This is a genomic window from Campylobacter portucalensis (genome assembly GCF_009690845.1).
Lineage (GTDB): Bacteria > Campylobacterota > Campylobacteria > Campylobacterales > Campylobacteraceae > Campylobacter_B > Campylobacter_B portucalensis.
Genome location: NZ_VWSJ01000019.1, coordinates 18,255 through 36,984, shown reverse-complemented (window position 1 = coordinate 36,984; position 18,730 = coordinate 18,255). Strand labels below are relative to the sequence as shown.

17 protein-coding genes are annotated in these 18,730 nt (G+C 27.3%); 8 read left to right on the top strand and 9 right to left on the bottom strand.

From position 1 onward, the window contains the following. Positions 1 to 246 precede the first annotated feature (246 nt). The 4 genes from F1B92_RS05535 (at position 247) to dsbD (ending at position 6,073) form a co-directional block, all read left to right on the top strand. Positions 247 to 1,035: an HrcA family transcriptional regulator gene (locus F1B92_RS05535; RefSeq protein ID WP_154570875.1), complete on the top strand. Its 789-nt coding sequence runs from the start codon at positions 247 to 249 to the stop codon at positions 1,033 to 1,035. Continuing rightward, positions 1,036 to 1,584, top strand: a complete 549-nt coding sequence (gene grpE / locus F1B92_RS05530; RefSeq protein WP_154570874.1) for a nucleotide exchange factor GrpE — start codon at positions 1,036 to 1,038, stop codon at positions 1,582 to 1,584. Between the two features lie 24 nt (positions 1,585 to 1,608). Next, on the top strand, positions 1,609 to 3,489 hold the full coding sequence (dnaK, locus tag F1B92_RS05525) for a molecular chaperone DnaK (protein ID WP_154570873.1): 1,881 nt from the start codon (positions 1,609 to 1,611) through the stop codon (positions 3,487 to 3,489). Positions 3,490 to 4,327: 838 nt separating this feature from the next. Then, positions 4,328 to 6,073, top strand: coding sequence for a protein-disulfide reductase DsbD (dsbD, locus tag F1B92_RS05520; RefSeq protein ID WP_229770945.1), 1,746 nt, complete (start codon positions 4,328 to 4,330; stop codon positions 6,071 to 6,073). Between the two features lie 939 nt (positions 6,074 to 7,012). Here dsbD and F1B92_RS05515 read toward each other — a convergent pair. Both F1B92_RS05515 and F1B92_RS05510 read right to left on the bottom strand, forming a co-directional pair. Further along, positions 7,013 to 7,564, bottom strand: coding sequence for a TonB-dependent receptor (locus F1B92_RS05515; RefSeq protein ID WP_326833108.1), 552 nt, complete (start codon positions 7,562 to 7,564; stop codon positions 7,013 to 7,015). A gap of 29 nt (positions 7,565 to 7,593) precedes the next feature. After that, positions 7,594 to 8,367: a TonB-dependent receptor plug domain-containing protein gene (locus F1B92_RS05510; RefSeq protein ID WP_326833107.1), complete on the bottom strand. Its 774-nt coding sequence runs from the start codon at positions 8,365 to 8,367 to the stop codon at positions 7,594 to 7,596. 445 nt (positions 8,368 to 8,812) lie between these two features. Between F1B92_RS05510 and F1B92_RS05505 the strand changes: the two genes are divergently transcribed. From F1B92_RS05505 to F1B92_RS05490, 4 genes are read left to right on the top strand one after another with little or no spacing between them, the layout of a single operon-like run. Then, positions 8,813 to 9,859: an ABC transporter substrate-binding protein gene (locus F1B92_RS05505; protein ID WP_154570870.1), complete on the top strand. Its 1,047-nt coding sequence runs from the start codon at positions 8,813 to 8,815 to the stop codon at positions 9,857 to 9,859. Between the two features lie 13 nt (positions 9,860 to 9,872). Continuing rightward, complete coding sequence (locus F1B92_RS05500) at positions 9,873 to 10,868, top strand: FecCD family ABC transporter permease (protein ID WP_154570869.1); 996 nt, start codon at positions 9,873 to 9,875, stop codon at positions 10,866 to 10,868. Continuing rightward, positions 10,865 to 11,641 (top strand): ABC transporter ATP-binding protein, encoded by a 777-nt coding sequence (locus tag F1B92_RS05495; RefSeq protein ID WP_154570868.1) that lies wholly within the window; start codon positions 10,865 to 10,867, stop codon positions 11,639 to 11,641. The genes F1B92_RS05500 and F1B92_RS05495 overlap by 4 nt, the downstream gene beginning before the upstream one ends. Further along, complete coding sequence (locus F1B92_RS05490; RefSeq protein WP_154570867.1) at positions 11,641 to 12,987, top strand: hypothetical protein; 1,347 nt, start codon at positions 11,641 to 11,643, stop codon at positions 12,985 to 12,987. The genes F1B92_RS05495 and F1B92_RS05490 overlap by 1 nt, the downstream gene beginning before the upstream one ends. Before the next feature lie 151 nt (positions 12,988 to 13,138). Here F1B92_RS05490 and kdsB read toward each other — a convergent pair whose 3' ends face one another. From kdsB to F1B92_RS05455, 7 genes are all read right to left on the bottom strand, one after another. Beyond that, on the bottom strand, positions 13,139 to 13,849 hold the full coding sequence (gene kdsB, locus F1B92_RS05485) for a 3-deoxy-manno-octulosonate cytidylyltransferase (RefSeq protein WP_154570866.1): 711 nt from the start codon (positions 13,847 to 13,849) through the stop codon (positions 13,139 to 13,141). Continuing rightward, positions 13,846 to 15,276, bottom strand: a complete 1,431-nt coding sequence (gene thrC / locus F1B92_RS05480; RefSeq protein ID WP_154570865.1) for a threonine synthase — start codon at positions 15,274 to 15,276, stop codon at positions 13,846 to 13,848. The genes kdsB and thrC overlap by 4 nt, the downstream gene beginning before the upstream one ends. 37 nt (positions 15,277 to 15,313) lie before the next feature. Next, positions 15,314 to 16,213, bottom strand: a complete 900-nt coding sequence (locus tag F1B92_RS05475; RefSeq protein WP_154570864.1) for an SGNH/GDSL hydrolase family protein — start codon at positions 16,211 to 16,213, stop codon at positions 15,314 to 15,316. A gap of 12 nt (positions 16,214 to 16,225) precedes the next feature. Beyond that, complete coding sequence (locus F1B92_RS05470) at positions 16,226 to 17,665, bottom strand: MBOAT family O-acyltransferase (RefSeq protein ID WP_154570863.1); 1,440 nt, start codon at positions 17,663 to 17,665, stop codon at positions 16,226 to 16,228. A gap of 2 nt (positions 17,666 to 17,667) precedes the next feature. After that, complete coding sequence (gene cutA, locus F1B92_RS05465; protein ID WP_154570862.1) at positions 17,668 to 18,003, bottom strand: divalent-cation tolerance protein CutA; 336 nt, start codon at positions 18,001 to 18,003, stop codon at positions 17,668 to 17,670. A gap of 216 nt (positions 18,004 to 18,219) precedes the next feature. Next, a complete protein-coding gene (locus tag F1B92_RS05460) occupies positions 18,220 to 18,426 on the bottom strand; it encodes a hypothetical protein (RefSeq protein WP_154570861.1) in 207 nt (68 codons plus the stop codon). Positions 18,427 to 18,472: 46 nt separating this feature from the next. Further along, positions 18,473 to 18,661, bottom strand: coding sequence for a hypothetical protein (locus F1B92_RS05455; RefSeq protein ID WP_154570860.1), 189 nt, complete (start codon positions 18,659 to 18,661; stop codon positions 18,473 to 18,475). Positions 18,662 to 18,730: the final 69 nt, after the last annotated feature.

The window sequence follows — 18,730 nt, the reverse complement described above, 5'->3', positions numbered from 1 at the left end:
CGAATCCCTATCTTCCGGCCATTATACTTAAATATATCATCTTATTTTAATTTCGTATTGTAAATTTTTGTCATTTTAGCCAATATCACTTAAATTCTTTTATCTTATTAATTGTTTTTATCTTGTTTTGTTATATTGATAGAAAATTAAAATTTTTATATAAAAATCCTTGACATTATTGCACTCATATTGTATAATACACTTAGCAGTTTAAATAAAAGAGTGCTAATTTATAAAAGGTAAAAAATGAAAATAGACAAAAGAGGGTTGATATTAAATTATATTATTGAAGCTTACTTGAGTGAAAATTCTCCGATTGGCTCTAGTGATTTGGGTCTTAGGATGGAGGGTTTGATTCCTGCTTCAACAATTAGAGTTTATTTTAAAAAACTCAGTGATGAAGGTGCTTTAAAACAACTTCACATAAGCGGTGGTCGTATACCAACTTTTTTGACTATGAAAAAATATTGGGAGGAAAAACTTAAATTTAAAGAAAAAATTTATATTAACGATGAATTTTTGCTTAGTAAAATTTTTGATAATTTTAAAATTTATTGTATGATTTTTACATCTGATGACGAAATTTTAAGGGAAGTTTTAAATTTCAGAGATAGATTTATAATTTTAAATTTTGATAATGATGAGTTGGTTTTAAAATTTGATAGTAGAATTTTTAATTTTTTATTAAATTTAGTAGGTGTTAGTCTAAAAGAACTTGAAGAAATTTCAACTCAAGTTGGGCTTAGCATTTTAAAATCCAAAATTTTGGAGTTAAAAAGATCAAAGATTGTTTTTATTTCAAATGAGGATGTGATTTTTGATATATATAATGACAAGAGATTTAAAATGCTTTTAGATCCAAACATTACCACTAAATTTAATAAAAATTTAGCATTTTCACCTCTTTTTGAACCAGGCTTTATGGGGATAAAAAGAAGAATTTTCTATAAAAATACAGACGCTACTATGTTTTGTGCGGGTAGTGTTTATGAAAATTATGATAAATTTTTTAATCAAATAATGGAGGCAGCGTAAATGAATGATGATATAAATAGTTCTAAAAATATTGATGATATCGATGAAGAGCAAAAATTTAACGAGAGTTTAAATCAAGAAAAAAATTTGGACAAAAATGACGTTCAAATTCAAAAGCTTCAGGAGGAATTAAGTCAAATTACAGATAAATTTTACAGGGCAAATGCAGATTTTGAGAATATCAAAAAACGCCTTGAAAAAGAAAAAATTATGGCAGTAAGCTATGCAAGCGAGAGCTTTGCAAAAGATATGCTACCTATAATTGATGCTTTAGAAGAGGCTTTAAAGATAGAAGTAGGAGATAATGAATTTGCTAAAAATATGAAAGATGGAGTTAATCAATGCGTTCAAATGCTTTTAAGTAGTTTTGAAAAATATGGCATAACTCAAATCAAATCAGATGGTAAATTTGACCCAAATATCCATAATGCTATCTCTCAAATTGAAGTAGAGAATAAAGAAAGTGGTGATATAGCTCAAATTTATCAAAAAGGTTATCTATATAAAGATAGAGTTTTAAGACCAGCAATGGTTGTAGTGGTAAAATAATTAATTAAAATTTAAGGAGAAAAAATGAGTAAAGTTATAGGAATTGATTTAGGTACAACAAATTCAGCAGTTGCGATTCACGAAAGAGGCGAAAGTAAAATTATCCCAAATAAAGAGGGTAAAAATACAACTCCATCAATTGTTGCTTTTACAGACAAGGGCGAAATTTTAGTTGGCGATACAGCAAAACGTCAAGCTATCACAAATCCAGCAAAGACGATTTATTCCATAAAAAGAATAATGGGCTTGATGATGAATGAAGAAAATGCCAAAGAAGCACAAAAACGCCTTCCTTATAAAGTAGTGGATAGAAATGGTGCAGCTGCAGTTGAAATGGATGGTAAAATTTATACCCCACAAGAAATTTCAGCGAAGGTTTTAATGAAGCTAAAAGAAGATGCTGAGAGTTATTTGGGCGAAAGCGTAGTTGATGCTGTTATTACTGTGCCTGCTTATTTTAATGATAGTCAAAGAAAAGCAACAAAAGAAGCAGGAACTATAGCAGGGCTTAATGTTTTAAGAATCGTTAATGAACCAACAGCAGCAGCTTTAGCTTATGGGCTTGATAAAAAAGAGAGTGAAAAAATTGTGGTTTATGATTTGGGCGGTGGAACATTTGATGTTACTGTGCTTGAAACTGGTGATAATGTGGTTGAGGTTTTATCAACAGGCGGAGATGCATTTTTAGGCGGAGATGACTTTGATAATAGATTAATTGATTGGCTTTTAAGTGAGTTTAAAGGTGAAAGCGGGATTGATTTAAAAAATGATGTTATGGCTATGCAACGTTTAAAAGAAGCGGCTGAAAATGCTAAAAAAGAGCTATCATCTGCAATGGAAACGACTATAAATTTACCATTTATCACAGCTGATGCGACTGGTCCAAAACACCTAACAAAAACCCTAACTAGAGCTAAATTTGAAAGTATGATTGAAGACTTAGTTGCAAAAACTATAAAAACATTAAAAAGCGTAATGGGTGATGCTGGAGTTAGCAACTCTGATATAGCAGATGTAGTTATGGTTGGTGGTTCAACTCGTGTTCCACTAGTAAATGAAGAGGTGCAAAAAGCTTTTGGAGGAAAAGATCTTAATAAATCAGTAAATCCTGATGAGGTTGTAGCAATTGGGGCTGCTATTCAAGGTGCTGTTATAAAAGGAGATGTTAAAAATGTGCTTTTACTTGATGTTACGCCTCTTAGCCTTGGGATTGAGACTTTAGGTGGAGTTATGACAAAAGTTATCGAAAAAGGCACAACTATACCAACTAAAAAGTCACAAATTTTCTCAACTGCTGAAGATAATCAAAGTGCAGTTACCATAAATGTTTTACAAGGTGAGAGAGAATTTGCAAAAGATAATAAATCTTTGGGTAATTTTAATCTTGAAGGCATTATGCCAGCACCACGTGGAGTACCACAAATTGAAGTTCAGTTTGATATAGACGCAAATGGAATTTTAACAGTTTCAGCTAAAGATAAAGCAACTGGTAAAGAAACTGATATTAAAATCACAGGTTCGAGCGGGCTAAGTGATGCTGAAATAGAAAAAATGGTAAAAGATGCTGAGCTTCACAAAGAAGAAGATAGTAAAAGAAAAGAGCTAGTTGAAATTAGAAATCAGGCTGATTCTATAGCACATCAAACCGAAAAAACTCTAAATGAGATGGGTGAAAAAATACCAAGCGATGTTAGAGGAAATATTGAAAGTGCTTTAAATGACTTAAAAGAAGTTTTAAAAGATGAAAATGCTACAAAAGAAGCTATAAAGAGCAAAGTTGAAGCTCTAAGCAAAGTGGCTGAAGAGATGTATAAAGCAGCAGCTAGTAATGAGCAAAATGCAAATAAAGCCCAAGGCGATAATAAAAAAGCCGATGATGATGTAATCGATGCTGAAGTAGAGTAAAATTAAGGCGTAAATTTTACGCCTTTAAATTTAAAATAAAAAAGTTTTTACTTATATCATTTCTTTATTTAATTTATTTTTTATAAGCTTGTTTTTTTGACTTAGCATTTATGGAAGTGGCGATTTTTCTTTTGATATATTTTTTTTATCATTTATATTTTTTATTGTTTTTTTAATCTTTTGGATAAGAAAAAATTAGATTGTTTTTATCGGTTTTAATAAATTTCTACTATTGCTTTTTATAAAATTTCATTTATAAGCAAGGAAAATAATGGTTCTTCTAAGATTAAAAGCACAATAATCTCTCATAGTTATGAAGTGCGGAGGTTTTGGTTGTATTTTATTGGTGTTTATAAATTAAATAATATTGGGCTTTTGTATGATGCTAAATTTTTTATATGTGAAAGCTAATAGCTTGAAGCAAATACGAAATCTAAAGGACGATAATAGAGTGTTATTATAGATGATTTACCGCATCATTTTTGTGGGTATTATGGTTTTAAAACTGATAAAATAAAAAATTTGATTAAAATTTGGCTATTGAGAAAGAAATTTTTATAAAAACACAATTATGGATTTTATATAATTTTACTATATAAAAAAGCTTATACTATATTTAATAAACCCAACTAAAATTTAGTATAATTTAATAAAAATCATAAAATTAAAAAGTGTAAAATATATTTATCGAAATAATATTTTAATAGGCTAAATTTACTGGCTTTATTTAAAAAATTCATAAAATCATTATATTTTTATAATTGTAAAATTTAATAAATTTTACAAATGCATTAAAACAATCAAGTTACAATACGAAAAATATTTTTAAGGAATTAAATTGAAAAAGATTTTATTATTGATTTTATTTATGTTTAATATATTAAATGCGGAGCCTTTAAGAACAGACGAAGCTTTTAAGATTGACGCTAGCGTTAGCTCTAATGGAGTAATTTTTGATTTTAATGTAAATGAAAATGTCTATATTTATAGCGATAAATTTAGCATTTTGCTTGGGCAAGAAGATATAACCGAATTGCTAAATTTGCCAAAGAAAAAAGAGTATAAATCAAATCAAGTATATGTGTCAAAATTTCAAATTTTAGTTCCATTTGGTCTTATTTCAAGCAGTGCAAATTTAGATAAATTTAATATTAATATCAATTATACTGGTTGTTCTTTAGATGGTTTTTGTTATAGTCCGCAAAATTTAGTATATTCATTTACTAAATTTTTAAATAGCTATCAAATTTCAAAAATTAATAATTCTAAAAATACATCTTCAAATTATCAACCATCAAGTGTAAAAAAAGGTTCATTAAATCAGGATGAAATCGCTATAAATATCGAAAACAAAGGATTTATTTTAACTTTAATTACATTTTTTGGATATGGTTTGCTTTTATCACTCACGCCTTGTGTTTTTCCGATGATTCCAATACTATCATCAATAATCGTTGCAAAGTGCGGACAAGACGCAAATATCAAAAAAAGTTTTTTTATAAGTTTTATTTATGTTTTTGCAATGTCTTTAACATATGCCATAGCTGGGATTTTAGCTAGCTTTTTAGGGGCAAATTTACAAAGCTTTTTACAAATTCCTACTGTTTTGATAGGGTTTGCTTTAGTTTTTGTAATACTTGCTTTTAGTATGTTTGGATTTTATCAAATTCAGCTTCCAGCTTTTTTGCAAAATAAAATTAATAAAAAAAGCGAAAATCATAGTGGCTTGCTTGGCGTTTTTATAATGGGATTCTTATCAGCATTGATAGTTGGTCCTTGTGTTGCAGCCCCTTTAGCTGGAGCTTTGCTTTATATTTCAAAAACTGGAGATTTGCTTTTAGGTGGTCTTAGTTTGTTTATTATGAGTTTTGGGATGGGAGTTCCTCTTTTAATCGTTGGTCTTGGTGCTGGTAAATTTATGCCAAAGCCTGGTTTTTGGATGAATCAAATTAGTAAAATTTTTGGTTTTATTATGCTTTTTATGGCGGTTTGGATAGCTTCTAGGGTTATTGGTGATAATTTATCTTTGCTTTTTTATGGAATTTTAGGCATAATTTTTGCTGTTTTTATGTTGCCAAATAGTTTTAAAGAGAGTGATTTTTGGAGGATAAAACTAAGTTTTAGTTTGATTGTTTTTATATATTCTTTAATTTTAATAATTGGTTTTACTAATGGCTCTACAAGTCTTACAAAGCCACTTTTAAGCGAAATTTCACATCCTAAATCATCACTAAATTTTACAAAAATTTCAACCATAAAAGAGCTAGATGATTTTATTAAAAATGCTAAAAAGCCAGTTATTGTTGATTTTTGGGCTAGTTGGTGTGTTAATTGTAAAGAATTAGATAAAATTTTAAAAGATCCAAATTTGCAAGATATTTTGAGTCATTTTGAGCTTGTAAAAATAGATGTTACTAAAAATAGTGATGATGACTTGGAATTAATGAGTAAATTTAATGTTTATGGGCCACCATCTTTAGTGTTTTTTAAAGATCAAAAAGAGTTAAAAGATGAGCAAATTATAAGCGTTAAAAATGTAGATGAGTTGAAAAATAAGCTAGAAAATATATTAAATAAAATTTAAAAACCAAAAGATAAAAAATATTTTTAAAATCTTAATGATTTGTAAGCATACAAATAATAGTGGCAAATTTTAAATTAATTTTTATTAAAATAGAATTTGAGATGAGGTGTGTTGTATAGATTTTTAAAAATAAAGAATAAATTTGAAATTTTTAATCTTACGATATTTTATAGTGTTAATGAAATTTTTGCTTAATAAAATTATATGAGTAATCTTTAATACAAAAAGGATTTTAATATAGTTTAATGAAATATATTTAGATGTGAAATTTAGGGATTGTAATGTATCTAAAATTGATTTTTAAAGATTTGGCATTAATATAATAAATTATATTGCTTTTACGAAAACTTTATCAAAGCCTACTAAATTTAAAGCTTATTATGAGAAATAAGCTTTAAATTTGTTATTCATAAAATTAATAATCATATCTAAATTTTATATAAAAACTTCTGCTTGGCTCTAATAAAGGATTAGTTTTGCTTATAGGATTTTTTATATCTTTATAAGTTGTTGGATTTACACCTTTTTATCAAAAAAATTATCAATACCAACTGTCAAATACATATCATCTGCACCGCTAAAAAATTTATTAAGCTTTATATCTGCATAAATATCTGTCATCGCATAAGAGTTAGTTTTTCACTCAGTAGAATCATCTATCCTATTTTTGCCTATGTAAATTCTCTCTTTTATGCCAAATTCAGCAAACTCAGTATCATAACTAAGTGCTATTTTAGCGTTAAATGGAGCTATATATGATAGAGGTTTATCTTTTGTTTTGTTTTGTCCATAAATATAAGCAGCACTATAATATAAATTTAATTTAATTTATTAAACATATGACTACCCTCTAATTCAGTCCCTGTTATATAAGCACTACCGACATTTTGATACTGTTTTTACCTAAATTTGGTAAATTTACAAGGTTAATCATATCATCTACTTCGTATAAAAACCAGTTAATCCTACAAAAGAATTTGCATTACTATATCTTAAACCAAGTTCGTAAGTTTGAGATGTTTTATTAGATAAATCTATATTTGGAATAGTTGGATTATCGCCCGTTCCTGCTGGGGTTGCTTGCATCATTTGAGATGGCTTGGCTGCTTTAAAGTTATGGCTAATATTAGCAGCTAGGCTGAAATTCTCATTTAGAAAATAAACGGTACTAATTGATCTTGTTAGTATATTTTGGGTTTTAGATGAAGCATTATCAAGTACTTTTGAAGTTTCTGGTCTTTCGTCTGAAGCTCTTCGTTTGCCTATTTTACTATAAAAGTAGTCATATCTTAAAGCTCCACTTAGCATTAAATTATCAGTTGCAAAATAATCATCTTTTAAATACACGCCGATATTTGTCATATCCCAAGGTCTGTCTAATACTTCAAATTTTGTCTTGCTGTTTGCTAAAACTGTTGTTTTTTTAACCTTTGGTGTATGCCAAATACTAGATAAAAAATCAATCCCATATCCAAGTTCGTGGTTTTCTATAGTTGAGATAAATCTACTTGCACCACCTATTATTTGGGTATTATAAACTTTTGATGAACTTTTGCTTTTGGAGTTTTTATATGAATATCAGTATCAAATTCTCTATAATATATAAAAGTATCAACTTTATCAGCAAAAGATGTACTTGTTTTAAATCCAAATTTAATATCATACTCCTTTATAGGGTCTTCTTTCATAAGCTTTTTATTGCCAAAGCTGCCAGGAGCACCACCTAAACCGCCGCCTCTGTGAGTTGTAGATTTATTATATCTACCTTGTAAATAATATCTTGTGTCGTTATGAGTATAGCCTAAATTTAAATCAACGCCAAGATGTTTGTGTTTGCTGTTTTCTATCTTGCCATCTGGCGTATCGTAGTTATTTCCGATTCTATTGCTAAGTCTAAGTAAAACATCAAAACCATCTCCACCACTAAGTGTTTCTACTCTGGAATTAAAGCCGTTATTTATACTAGAATATCCTAAATTTCTAACTTTAGCTTCCATACTAAAAGGTTTATTGATATCTCCTTTATATTTTCTTGATTTTAAATTTATAACTCCATTCATCCCGCTACTTCCATATAAAGAGCTTCCTGAGCCTCTTATGACTTCAACTGCTTCTAATGAATTTGGATCGATTAAATTAAACTCCAAAGTCGTTCTACCGCTATATCTTGCACCATCAATTAAATTTAAACTTCTAGCGTTATTGCTATTTTGCCCACGAAAACTAAGCTGTCCATTTATCCCACCACTTCTTGAATACTCAATGCTAGGAACCCACGATAAAACACTTTGTATGTCGCCACTTGTTGAGTGTTTATTTAAATTTTAATTGTTAATAATTGAAACACTTTTGCTTTGAAATTCTTTTTCTATATTACTTAAACTGGCTTCAACCCTAATATATTCTAGTTTAATTTTTTCTGCATAAAGAATAGTAGCTAAAATGCTACTAAAAATTAAATTTTTTTCATATCACTTCCTTGCCGGAAAAATTAATATTTAAATTTTTATATTAATAATAAAAATTAATTCTAATAATTCTACAATAAGAAATCTTAATAATAAATTAAATATTTACTTTCTATTCCAAATTTAAAAGATCAAAATACTCTTAGTAAAACTGCTTAAATAGCATATTAGATAAGAAATTATGTTTTAAAAACATAAACCATAACTTAATAGAAATTTAAGTAATATTGATATAGAATACCATAATTATTTTTTATTAAAGGAGAAAAATTTGAAAAAAGTTTTTTTTATTTTGATTATTTCTTTTTCATTTTTAAATTCAAAAATTGTAGTCGATCACAATCAAAACGAGATAGAAATAGATGATAGAGTCAAAAGAGTTATTGTAACTTCTGGATATCCTATTCCATCGATTTTTGCGGTATTTGATGGCACAACAAAACATTTAGTTGGAATTCCAAAATCTTCGATGCTTGCTGCAAAACATTCGCTTTTAGCAAAAATTTATCCAGATGTTGTAAATATAAACACAGCTTATGATAGCGGTGGCAATAGCTTAAATATAGAAGAAATTTTAAAATTAAAGCCAGATGCAGTATTTTACTATGCTGATAATAAAATCAATAAAGAGCAATTAACTAACGCCAAAATACCAAATGTTGGTTTTGGAGCTTCTATTTTTAATAATAATCCTTTAAAAGTATTTGATGAGTGGATAAAACTAATGGGAGAGCTTACAAATAAAAATAGCCAAGCCCAAAAGATTATAGATTTTGCTTATGAGACTGAAGCTAAAATTTTAGAAAAAACTAAAAATCTTAAAGATCGCCCAGTTGCTTTAATAATAATGCACCATAGAGATGGAAAATTTACGGTTAATGGCAAAAATCACTATTCTCAGTATTGGCTTGATACCACAGGGGCAATAAACGGAGCAAAGCATAACGGCGTAAAAGAGATGAATTTGGAGGAATTTTATAAAATTAATCCTGATATTATTTATATTACAAATTTCAATCCATTTATGCCAGAAGATTTTAATAAGCCTATTAATGGACTTGACTTTACAAAAATTAAAGCTGTAAAAAATGGCAAAGTTTATAAATTTCCGCTTGGAATGTATAGATGGTATCCGCCATCAAGTGATGCACCTCTTGCTTTAATGTGGCTTGCAAAACACAATCAACCTGAAATTTTTAAAGACTTGGATATGAAAAAAGAGACTTTAAATTTTTATAAGAAGTTTTTTGGGCTTGATTTAGCTGAAGATGAATTAAACTCTATTTTTAATCCTTCAAGAGAGGCTGGAAATATTTAAAGTGAATTTAAGTATGAAATTTAGATTAAAACTAATTATTTTAGTAGTAATTTGTGCTATTGTAAGCATAGCTTGCCTTGGAATTGGTCGCTATGAGTATGATATTTTTACTCCATTTGAGGTAATTTGGGCAAATTTAATGAATTTAGCTTTAGAAGATGAGATGATAGAGATTGTTATTTTTGACATAAGGCTTCCTAGAATTTGCTTAGCTTTATTAGTTGGTGCAAGTTTATCTTTAAGTGGGGCTGTTTTTCAAAATCTTTTCTCAAATCCTTTAGCGACTCCTGATACTTTAGGGGTTGCTAGTGGAGCGAGTTTTGGAGCGGTGTTAGCGATTTTATTAAATTTATCATCATTTTATATACAAATTTTTGCTATATTTTTTGGAATTTTAGCCTTAATCATAACTTATAAAGTCTCAATCATAAAAGATAGTGCTGATAGAGTTACTATAATTTTATCAGGCATTATTATTTCAGCTATTTTTAGTGCTTTAGTTTCTCTTTGTAAATACGTAGCTGATGCTCAAGATGTATTGCCAACGATAACTTTTTGGTTGCTTGGTTCTCTTTCATCTGCAAGTTTTAAGGCAATTTTACTATCGCTTCCATTTATTTTGATAGCTGGGGTTATTATAGTTTTACTTAGATGGAAATTAAATATTTTAAGTTTAAGTGATGATGAAATTAAATCTCTTGGCATAAATTTAAAAGCTTATCAACTTATTTTTATAGTTTTTGCTTCTATGCTAACAGCTTCTAGTGTTGCAATTTGCGGTCAAGTTGGCTGGATAGGATTACTAGCACCACACATTGCAAGAATGATATTTGGACAAAATAGTCTTTATTTAATACCATCAAGTATTTTTATGGGAGCTTTAATGCTTTTAATTGTAGATACTTTTGCAAGAAGTGTAAGTTATGCTGAAATTCCAGTTTCAATTTTAAGTGCTATAATTGGGGCACCTCTATTTATCTATTTGCTTAGAAAAAGAGGTGGTATATGAAATTTGAAGTAAGAGATGGTAATTTTTTTTATGATAAGAATCACTATATTTTTAAAAATGTAAATTTTGAGGTAAATAAAGGTGAAGTTTTAGCTATTTTGGGGCAAAATGGGGTTGGAAAAACAACTCTTGTTAAATGTATGTTAAATTTTTTAAATTTTAAAGGTGGCAGAAGCTATTTAAATGATATAAATACAAAAAATATTAATTTAAAAGAGTTTTGGAGTGATGTAGCTTATGTACCTCAAGTCAAGAGAACTTTTGCAAATTTTAGTGCAGTTGAGTTAATCACGCTTGGAAAAAATGCAAGTTTTAACGCATTTAAAACTCCTAGTAAGAGCGATTATGATGAAGCAAAAAGCTTGCTTGATAGACTCAATATGTCACATATTAAAGATAAGTGGGCTCACTCTATGAGTGGTGGCGAGCTTCAAATGTGCTTAATTGCAAGAGCTTTGATTATAAAACCTAAAATTTTAGTAATGGATGAGCCTGAGTCAAATTTAGATTTCAAAAATCAACTTATGATTTTAAAAACGATACAAAATTTATCAAACAATGGGATTTCTATCATTTTAAACACTCATTACATTGAACACGCCCTCGAAATTTCACATAAAAGCCTGCTTATGAAAAAAGGCGAGAGTGCGATTTTTGGTAAAAGTAGCGAGATTATAACCGAAGATATTTTATCAAAAATTTATGATGTTGATATAATTATTAAAAATTTTGATATAAAAAATGAAAAAAAATATTTTATAAAGGCAGTATAGTGGAAATTTATTATGAAAATTTAGATGAACTTTTAAAGTGGGATGGTTTAAAAGTTGGATTTGTTGCTTCAAGCAAGGGTATGAGCATAAATTTGGTAAATCACGCACTTTATAAAAATGCTTTAAATTTAGTAAAGCTATATGATGATTTTGATTTATGTGAATTTAATGTTGTAATCATTTCAAATGATATTGATGAAATTTATCTTAAAAAAGTATGGAATAAATTTGATAAATATTTGCAAAATGGAGGAATTTTAGTAAATTTTGCTTCAAATCATTTTGATTTAATACCAGGTGCAAAACCATATATTCAAAGCCCGTATTCTATAAAAGATAGATTTATTAAAGAGAGCGATTTTGAGATTTTTAAAGGAGTTAGCGAGTACGATATGAATTATAGGCGTGGCGTTAAAGGCTTTTTTAATAGAGGCTACATAATTCCACCTCTTGGATCATTTTGTGTTTTGAAAGATTGTTATGATGAGTGTATTTGCTATATTGATACAAAGTCTTCAAATGGAGTGATTATCAATACTGCTGGAAGCTGTTTATTGAGTTATGGTATTTTTGAAAATACAACTTCAAGAAGAATGGGAATAAATTTTTTAAAGTTTTTACAAAAAATAGTAAGTCTTGATAAAAACGATATAAAATACCCTGAATTTGAGGTTGCAAAATATAAAGAATTAGATAATTCAGAAAATGTTCATTTAAAAAGACTAAGCGATATCAAAAAAAATAAATCTCTAAAAAACGCCATAATAACGGGCGGAAGCAACTATCATCTAAATTTCTTTAAAAACAAAAACGCTAAATATGAAAACTTTTTTGATAAAGTTATTTATCAATTTGATTTAGAAAATGAAGATATATCAAAGTTTGATTATTTAGTTATCGCTTCAAGATGCAGTGATGAAATTTTAAGTAAAAGCAAGGAAAAACTTAACGAATTTACAAAAAATGGTGGATATATAGTTTCGCTTGGAGATAGCCACAGTAGCTATTTGCCTAATATAAAATGGAATGACTATCCTGTAAATTTTTGGTGGTGGATAATGCCAGGGGCAAATATGAGCCTTTTTCCTTACGAAAATCACGAACTTTTTAAGACACTTGATTTATCTGATTGCAAATGGCACTATCATGGTGGATATATTGCACCAAAAGGGTCTGAGAAAATTCTAATCAATGAAATTGGCGAATCTATAATTTATAAATATAAAAATCACTATATCACTTCACTTGATCCAGATTATCATTTTGGACAAGGATTTATGCCTAAAACTGAACTGTTTTTTGATAGATTTATAGAGTGGATTGAAAAAGATATCTCAAAAAAATAAATTTTCTAGGTAAATTTACCTAGAAAATCTTTTCACGCTATTTTTATTTTAGTCAAATTACTTTAGAATTTAATTTAAAGGATTTTGATTAGTAAAGCTCGTATTTTTAGTTTTATCTAAATTTATAAGGTTTTATAGTGATGGGTCTAACTTATAATAAAACTTTTAATGCCAATTCTAAATCCTCTTTTGTATCTATACCAATGCTTTTTGTTTTTAGCTCACACATTGCTATTTTTTGATTATTTGATATAGCTCTAAGTTGCTCTAATTTTTCCGTTTTTTCTAAAACACTCTCTCTAAATTCGCAAAATTTACGTAAATTTTCAACACTATAAGCATAAATTCCAATATGCCCTTTAAAATCATTAAATCTCTCTCTTGGATATGGGATAACTGATCGTGAAAAATAAATCGCACTACCTAGATCATCGCAAACTACTTTTACTAAATTAGGATTTTTAGCCTCATTTTCATTTATAAATTTATAAGCACTTGCCATAAATGCATTATTTTTGATTGAATCTGTAGCAAAAGTTTTAAATTTAGCCAAATTTTCTACCTCAAAAAATGGCTCATCTCCTTGTAAATTTATGATAATTTCTTTATCATCTAAATTTAATTTTGATACAGCCTCATTAATCCTATCAGTTCCGCTTTTGTGAGAAGTGCTTGTTAAAATCGCGTTAAATCCGTAATTCTTAGCTATTTCTAAAACACTCTTATCATCAACTGCTATTAAGACGTCATCTACTTTTTTTGCATTTTGAGCAGTTTTTATAAACATTTCTACGCCATTAATTTTTGCTAAAATTTTATTTTCAAAACGAGTTGATTTTAATCTTGCAGGAATTACTATCATTTTTTAATCCAATCTAAAATTGCACTTTTAATTTCACTTTTTTCAACCACTAGATTTTGAGTTGAATTTTTATCAAAAAGATCTAAAATTTCATCTGGAATTTCATCTTTAAACTCTTTTGCAAGTTCAATCATATCGGATTTTTCATCGTTTATTTGGGCATTTTTGATGGAATTTATCATAGATGGTGTAAATTTAACCCAATGTGCGGTTGATGTTATTATCGTTGGTTTTTGAGGTTTAAATTTAAAACAAGTTGCAGTGTGAGGATCTATTAAAGTGCCGGTTTTTGAAATTTTTTTTATGAAGTCTGCACACTCCTCATCAGTGCAAAATTTAGCCTCAAAATCATCTATTTTCGGTATTTCATAATATTTTTTTTCGTTTAAATTTTGCATTAATTCTCTTGTTTTGATGTCGCCAAATTTATCAAATAAAAGCCTTTCAACATTTGAAGAGATTAAAATATCCATAGCAGGGCTAATTGTCTTAATCAACTCTTTGTCTCTTAAGTCATAAATTCCGTCGTTAAAAAGGGATGTTAAGACATTATTTTGATTTGAAGCGATTTTTATTTTATCGATTTTTGCACCCATTTTTTTAGCATAATACGCCCCTAAAGCATTTCCAAAATTTCCACTAGGAACTACGATATCAAAGCTTTCATCTTTTGCTAAAATACCGTTTTTTAACAAATAGATATAAGCATAGAAGTGATAGATGATTTGAAATAAAATCCGCCCAAAATTTACTGAATTTGCAGCACTTAATTTTAGATTGTTTTTATTTAACGTATTTTTGAATTCATCATCGCTAAGCATTGTTTTTAGGGCTTTTTGAGCATCGTCAAAATTACCTTTTATGCCTATGCTTAATAAATTTTTAGAACTTATATTTGTCATTTGAAGCTTTTGAACCTCGCTCGTTCCATCTTTTGGATATAGGCAAGCTACTTTTACATTACTTGAGTTTTCAAATGCTTTTAAAGTGGCTGGTCCTGTATCTCCGCTAGTAGCACAAATTATTAGATAATTTTCATTTTTAAGTTTTGCAAGTTCATTGATTATTACGCCAAAAGGTTGTAATGCCATATCTTTAAAGGCTCTAGTTGGGCCGTGAAAAAGCTCATTAATATATAAATTTTCACAAATTTTATCTATCTTTAGAGGTAAATTTTGATCATCAAATTTATCATAAGCATCTAATGCTTTTTTAAAAATTTCTTCATCTATATCAAATTCAAAACTCTTTATAATCTCAAGTGCTAAATTTTTATAACTAAAATTTTGTGCTTTTTGAAAAAAATCTTCTTCAAATTTTGGAAAATTCTCAGGTACAAAAAGTCCGCCAAAATTTGCACTAGGGTTTAGAAGAGCGTAGCTTAACTCAACTTTTTGTGTTTTATCTCGGGTGCTTATTAGTTTCATAAATTTCCTTTTAATTTATGCAAGATTATACTATATTTTACTTAATTTTCATATCTTTGAGAGTTTTTTCTAGTAAATTTGCCATCTCTTTATGACCTTTTTTATTAAAATGCACTATATCTATGTAAAAAATATTTTCATAAAGTTTTGGTTCTAGATATGTTATGTTTTGAATTTTACAAAAATTTTTGATTGATTGATTGAAATTTTTGATTATATCTTTATCGTTTTGTGAGTTAAATTTGAAGTTATTCCAAGGTCTTGGCGTGGTGTAGAATACTATATTTTTAGTGATTTGTTTAATCTCATTTGTAAGGGCTAAAAGATTTTGAAAATATATTTTTTCATTTTCTACTTTATGAGAGGCACTACCCATATGATGAGGTTTATATAAATTTAACGGTAACTTCTTGGAGTCTTTTTTGGGGTTAGGGTTAAAAATAAAGTTTAAAAAAGATTTTTGATTAAATAAAATTTCAAAAGTATAATCTTTGCTATTATTTGCATCAAGTCTTTTAAGATTTACCTCTCCTGTATGACCTTGATTTACATCAAAAATAATTGCGTCAAATTTATATTTTTGTTTAATCAAATATTTTACGATCTGGTAATTATCCAAAACTCTTGCACCTTTAAAAGCTAATATTATTACATTTTTATTTAGTTTTTTAGAAAGTAGTCCAGCAAAGGTAGATTGATATGTAAAACTATCTCCATTTGTTTGGCTATCGCCTAGAATTAAAATGGAATTTTTTTGGTATTTTTTATCTATATAGTTATTAATTAGAGATAATCTGTAAGATTTGTCTATTTTTCTTACATCATAAACTCTATTTTCATCGTAGGTTTTTATCTTGAAATATATAAATAAAAATGACGATATAAAGATAATTATAAATGAAAAAAATAAAATTTTTAAATACACTTTTGCTCTCATAATCACCCTTTTTTAAAAATTAAAATATAGAAATTCAGTATAACCATCTATAAAAATTATCCCGAGATACAGACAAAGTAGAGTGAAAAATAAAAAGTATAAATTTGTTTTAAATTTATCTAATATTTGAGTTGAATTTTTAAATACAAAACATATCAAAAAAGATAGAGATAAAAATATGGCTGTGTTTTTTAAACTAAATTTCAAATAAAAAGCATCAAATTCAATGCCAAAATTTATTAAAAAATATAGGTATTTTTTCAAAGCAATCGGTAAAATAATTGTTTTAAAATTTAACATACTTGATAATATCTCTATGGCTTTTTGAAAATTTGAAGCCCTAAAAAATACCCAAGTGATATTTAAAAAATTAAATAATATAAACCAAGATATAAATTTATTTAATCTTATGCCAGTTTTTAGCCATAATCTATAAATAAGATTAGCAACTCCATGCAAAAATCCCCAAAATATAAAATTCCAACTCGCTCCGTGCCACAAACCACCTATTAAAAATACTATAAAAATATTAAAATACGTCCTCCCCTCCCCCATTTTATTTCCGCCAAGTGGTATGTAAATATAATCTCTTAAAAATCTAGATAAGGTCATGTGCCACCTTCTCCAAAAATCTTGTATATTTGTAGCTTTATAAGGCGAGTTAAAATTTATAGGTAGGCGTATGTTAAATAAAAGTGCAATACCAATTGCCATATCACAATATCCGGAAAAATCAAAATATAGCTGAAACGTGTAAGACAAAGAAGTTATCCAAGATTGTGTAAAATTTAAAATCTCAACTGAGTTAAAACCTTCATTTGCTATTTTAGATAAACTATCAGCTATCACGCTTTTTTTAAATAATCCAATAGCAAAAATAAACAGCCCAGCACAGATATTTTTATGATTAATTATAGAATTTTTGAGGTTAAAAAATTGCGGCATCATCTCTTTATGATGGACAATTGGTCCTGCGATGAGTTGCGGAAAAAACGTGATAAATAAAGAAAAATCTAATAAATTTATCTTTTCAATTTTAGAATGGTAGGTATCTATTAAAAATGCGATTTGTTGAAAAGTTATAAACGATAAGGCAAGCGGTAGCAAGATATTTAAAAATTTCAAATCAACATTAAATAAAAAATTTATATTTTCTATCAAAAAGTCTGTGTATTTGAAAATCCCAAGCAAAATTATATTAAAAAATATACCAAATAACAAAATTTTTCTATTTTTAAATTTAGAAATACAAATTGACATATAGTAATTAAAAAATATGCTAAGTAAAAGAAGTGGTAGATAGAAGATGTTAAAATATCCATAAAAAAATAGAGATGAAAGTATTAAAAAAACTTTTGAAGCCTTAACTAATCTATAAAAATTTAATCCAAAATAGCCTAAAAAAACAAGTGGCAAAAATATAAAAATAAACTCATATGAATTAAATAGCATCTTTACTCCGAAATTAAATTTTCATTTAGCCAAATTTTATAGTTTTTATCTATATCTTGTAAATTTAAGCTTATAATTTCTGGTGTTTCATAAGGATGAAATTTTAAAATTTTATTATTTATTTTATCAAAAAGAGATTTTTTTGACTTCATTATCATTAAAATTTCTTTATCTTTTTGTAATTTATTATTCCAAATATAGTAGCTTTTTATATTTTTTACTAAATTTGCACAAGCAATTAAGCGTTTTTTTAGTAAAATTTTCACTATTTTTTTAGCTATGCTTTTATTTGGAGTAGTGCATAATAAAATAATTTCTTGATTTTTATTGCTTTGCATATTGTGCCTTAATTGATAATTTATTTTAAATTTTAATACAACAATGCTTTAAAAATAGTTAAATTTTTATATTAATTTAATTATTTTAGAACTAAAAATAACATTATTTTTAAAATATTAAATTCTTCAAAAATTTTAATAAAATAACAAATGTTCATGTAAAATTTAGTTTTTCTTCATAAGTTTTTATATTTTTACCAATAATATCATTTGCTTTTATTTTTCTATTACCAAATTTATAGTTAAAGTTAATTGTTTATTCAAATCGTTTTGTGTGAGTTTTAAATACCCATTATTTGGTAGATTATTATAATATTTATCTATGATGTCTCTTTTGCTATTTAAAAATTTAGCTTCATTTATATTATTTTTATCTTGATAAAGTCTAAATTTATCAGATTCATATTTCCTTCTATTTGCCATACCATCTCTAATATTTGCTGATTGAGTTTTACTTTTTGACGGTATCTTACCAAGTGGCTACTCTATTGTTATTTTTTATGGCATTTGCTAAGTTTGTTCCTATCAGGCTAGGATTATTAAAAGAAAGACTAATTAAAACAACTATCTCGTACGAGTTAGATAGATTTTTGTAAGCACTATTTCCTATTTTGTCTTTAGTTATTTTTTTGTAATTTCTAATTATTTTTTCAAACAATTTCTTAGATTTTTCCTCATTTAGAGTGGTACTTTGTTCGGATTGATTATATTTTTTAATTAAAGCTTC

Bases quoted from the DNA above. Each gene is read 5' to 3' on its own strand.
- F1B92_RS05535 (WP_154570875.1), top strand. From the start codon at position 247: ATGAAAATAGACAAAAGAGGGTTGATATTAAATTATATTATTGAAGCT.
- grpE (WP_154570874.1), top strand. From the start codon at position 1,036: ATGAATGATGATATAAATAGTTCTAAAAATATTGATGATATCGATGAA.
- dnaK (WP_154570873.1), top strand. From the start codon at position 1,609: ATGAGTAAAGTTATAGGAATTGATTTAGGTACAACAAATTCAGCAGTT.
- F1B92_RS05500 (WP_154570869.1), top strand. From the start codon at position 9,873: ATGAAATTTAGATTAAAACTAATTATTTTAGTAGTAATTTGTGCTATT.
- F1B92_RS05495 (WP_154570868.1), top strand. From the start codon at position 10,865: ATGAAATTTGAAGTAAGAGATGGTAATTTTTTTTATGATAAGAATCAC.
- kdsB (WP_154570866.1), bottom strand. From the start codon at position 13,849: ATGATAGTAATTCCTGCAAGATTAAAATCAACTCGTTTTGAAAATAAA.
- thrC (WP_154570865.1), bottom strand. From the start codon at position 15,276: ATGAAACTAATAAGCACCCGAGATAAAACACAAAAAGTTGAGTTAAGC.
- F1B92_RS05475 (WP_154570864.1), bottom strand. From the start codon at position 16,213: ATGAGAGCAAAAGTGTATTTAAAAATTTTATTTTTTTCATTTATAATT.
- F1B92_RS05470 (WP_154570863.1), bottom strand. From the start codon at position 17,665: ATGCTATTTAATTCATATGAGTTTATTTTTATATTTTTGCCACTTGTT.
- cutA (WP_154570862.1), bottom strand. From the start codon at position 18,003: ATGCAAAGCAATAAAAATCAAGAAATTATTTTATTATGCACTACTCCA.
- F1B92_RS05460 (WP_154570861.1), bottom strand. From the start codon at position 18,426: ATGGCAAATAGAAGGAAATATGAATCTGATAAATTTAGACTTTATCAA.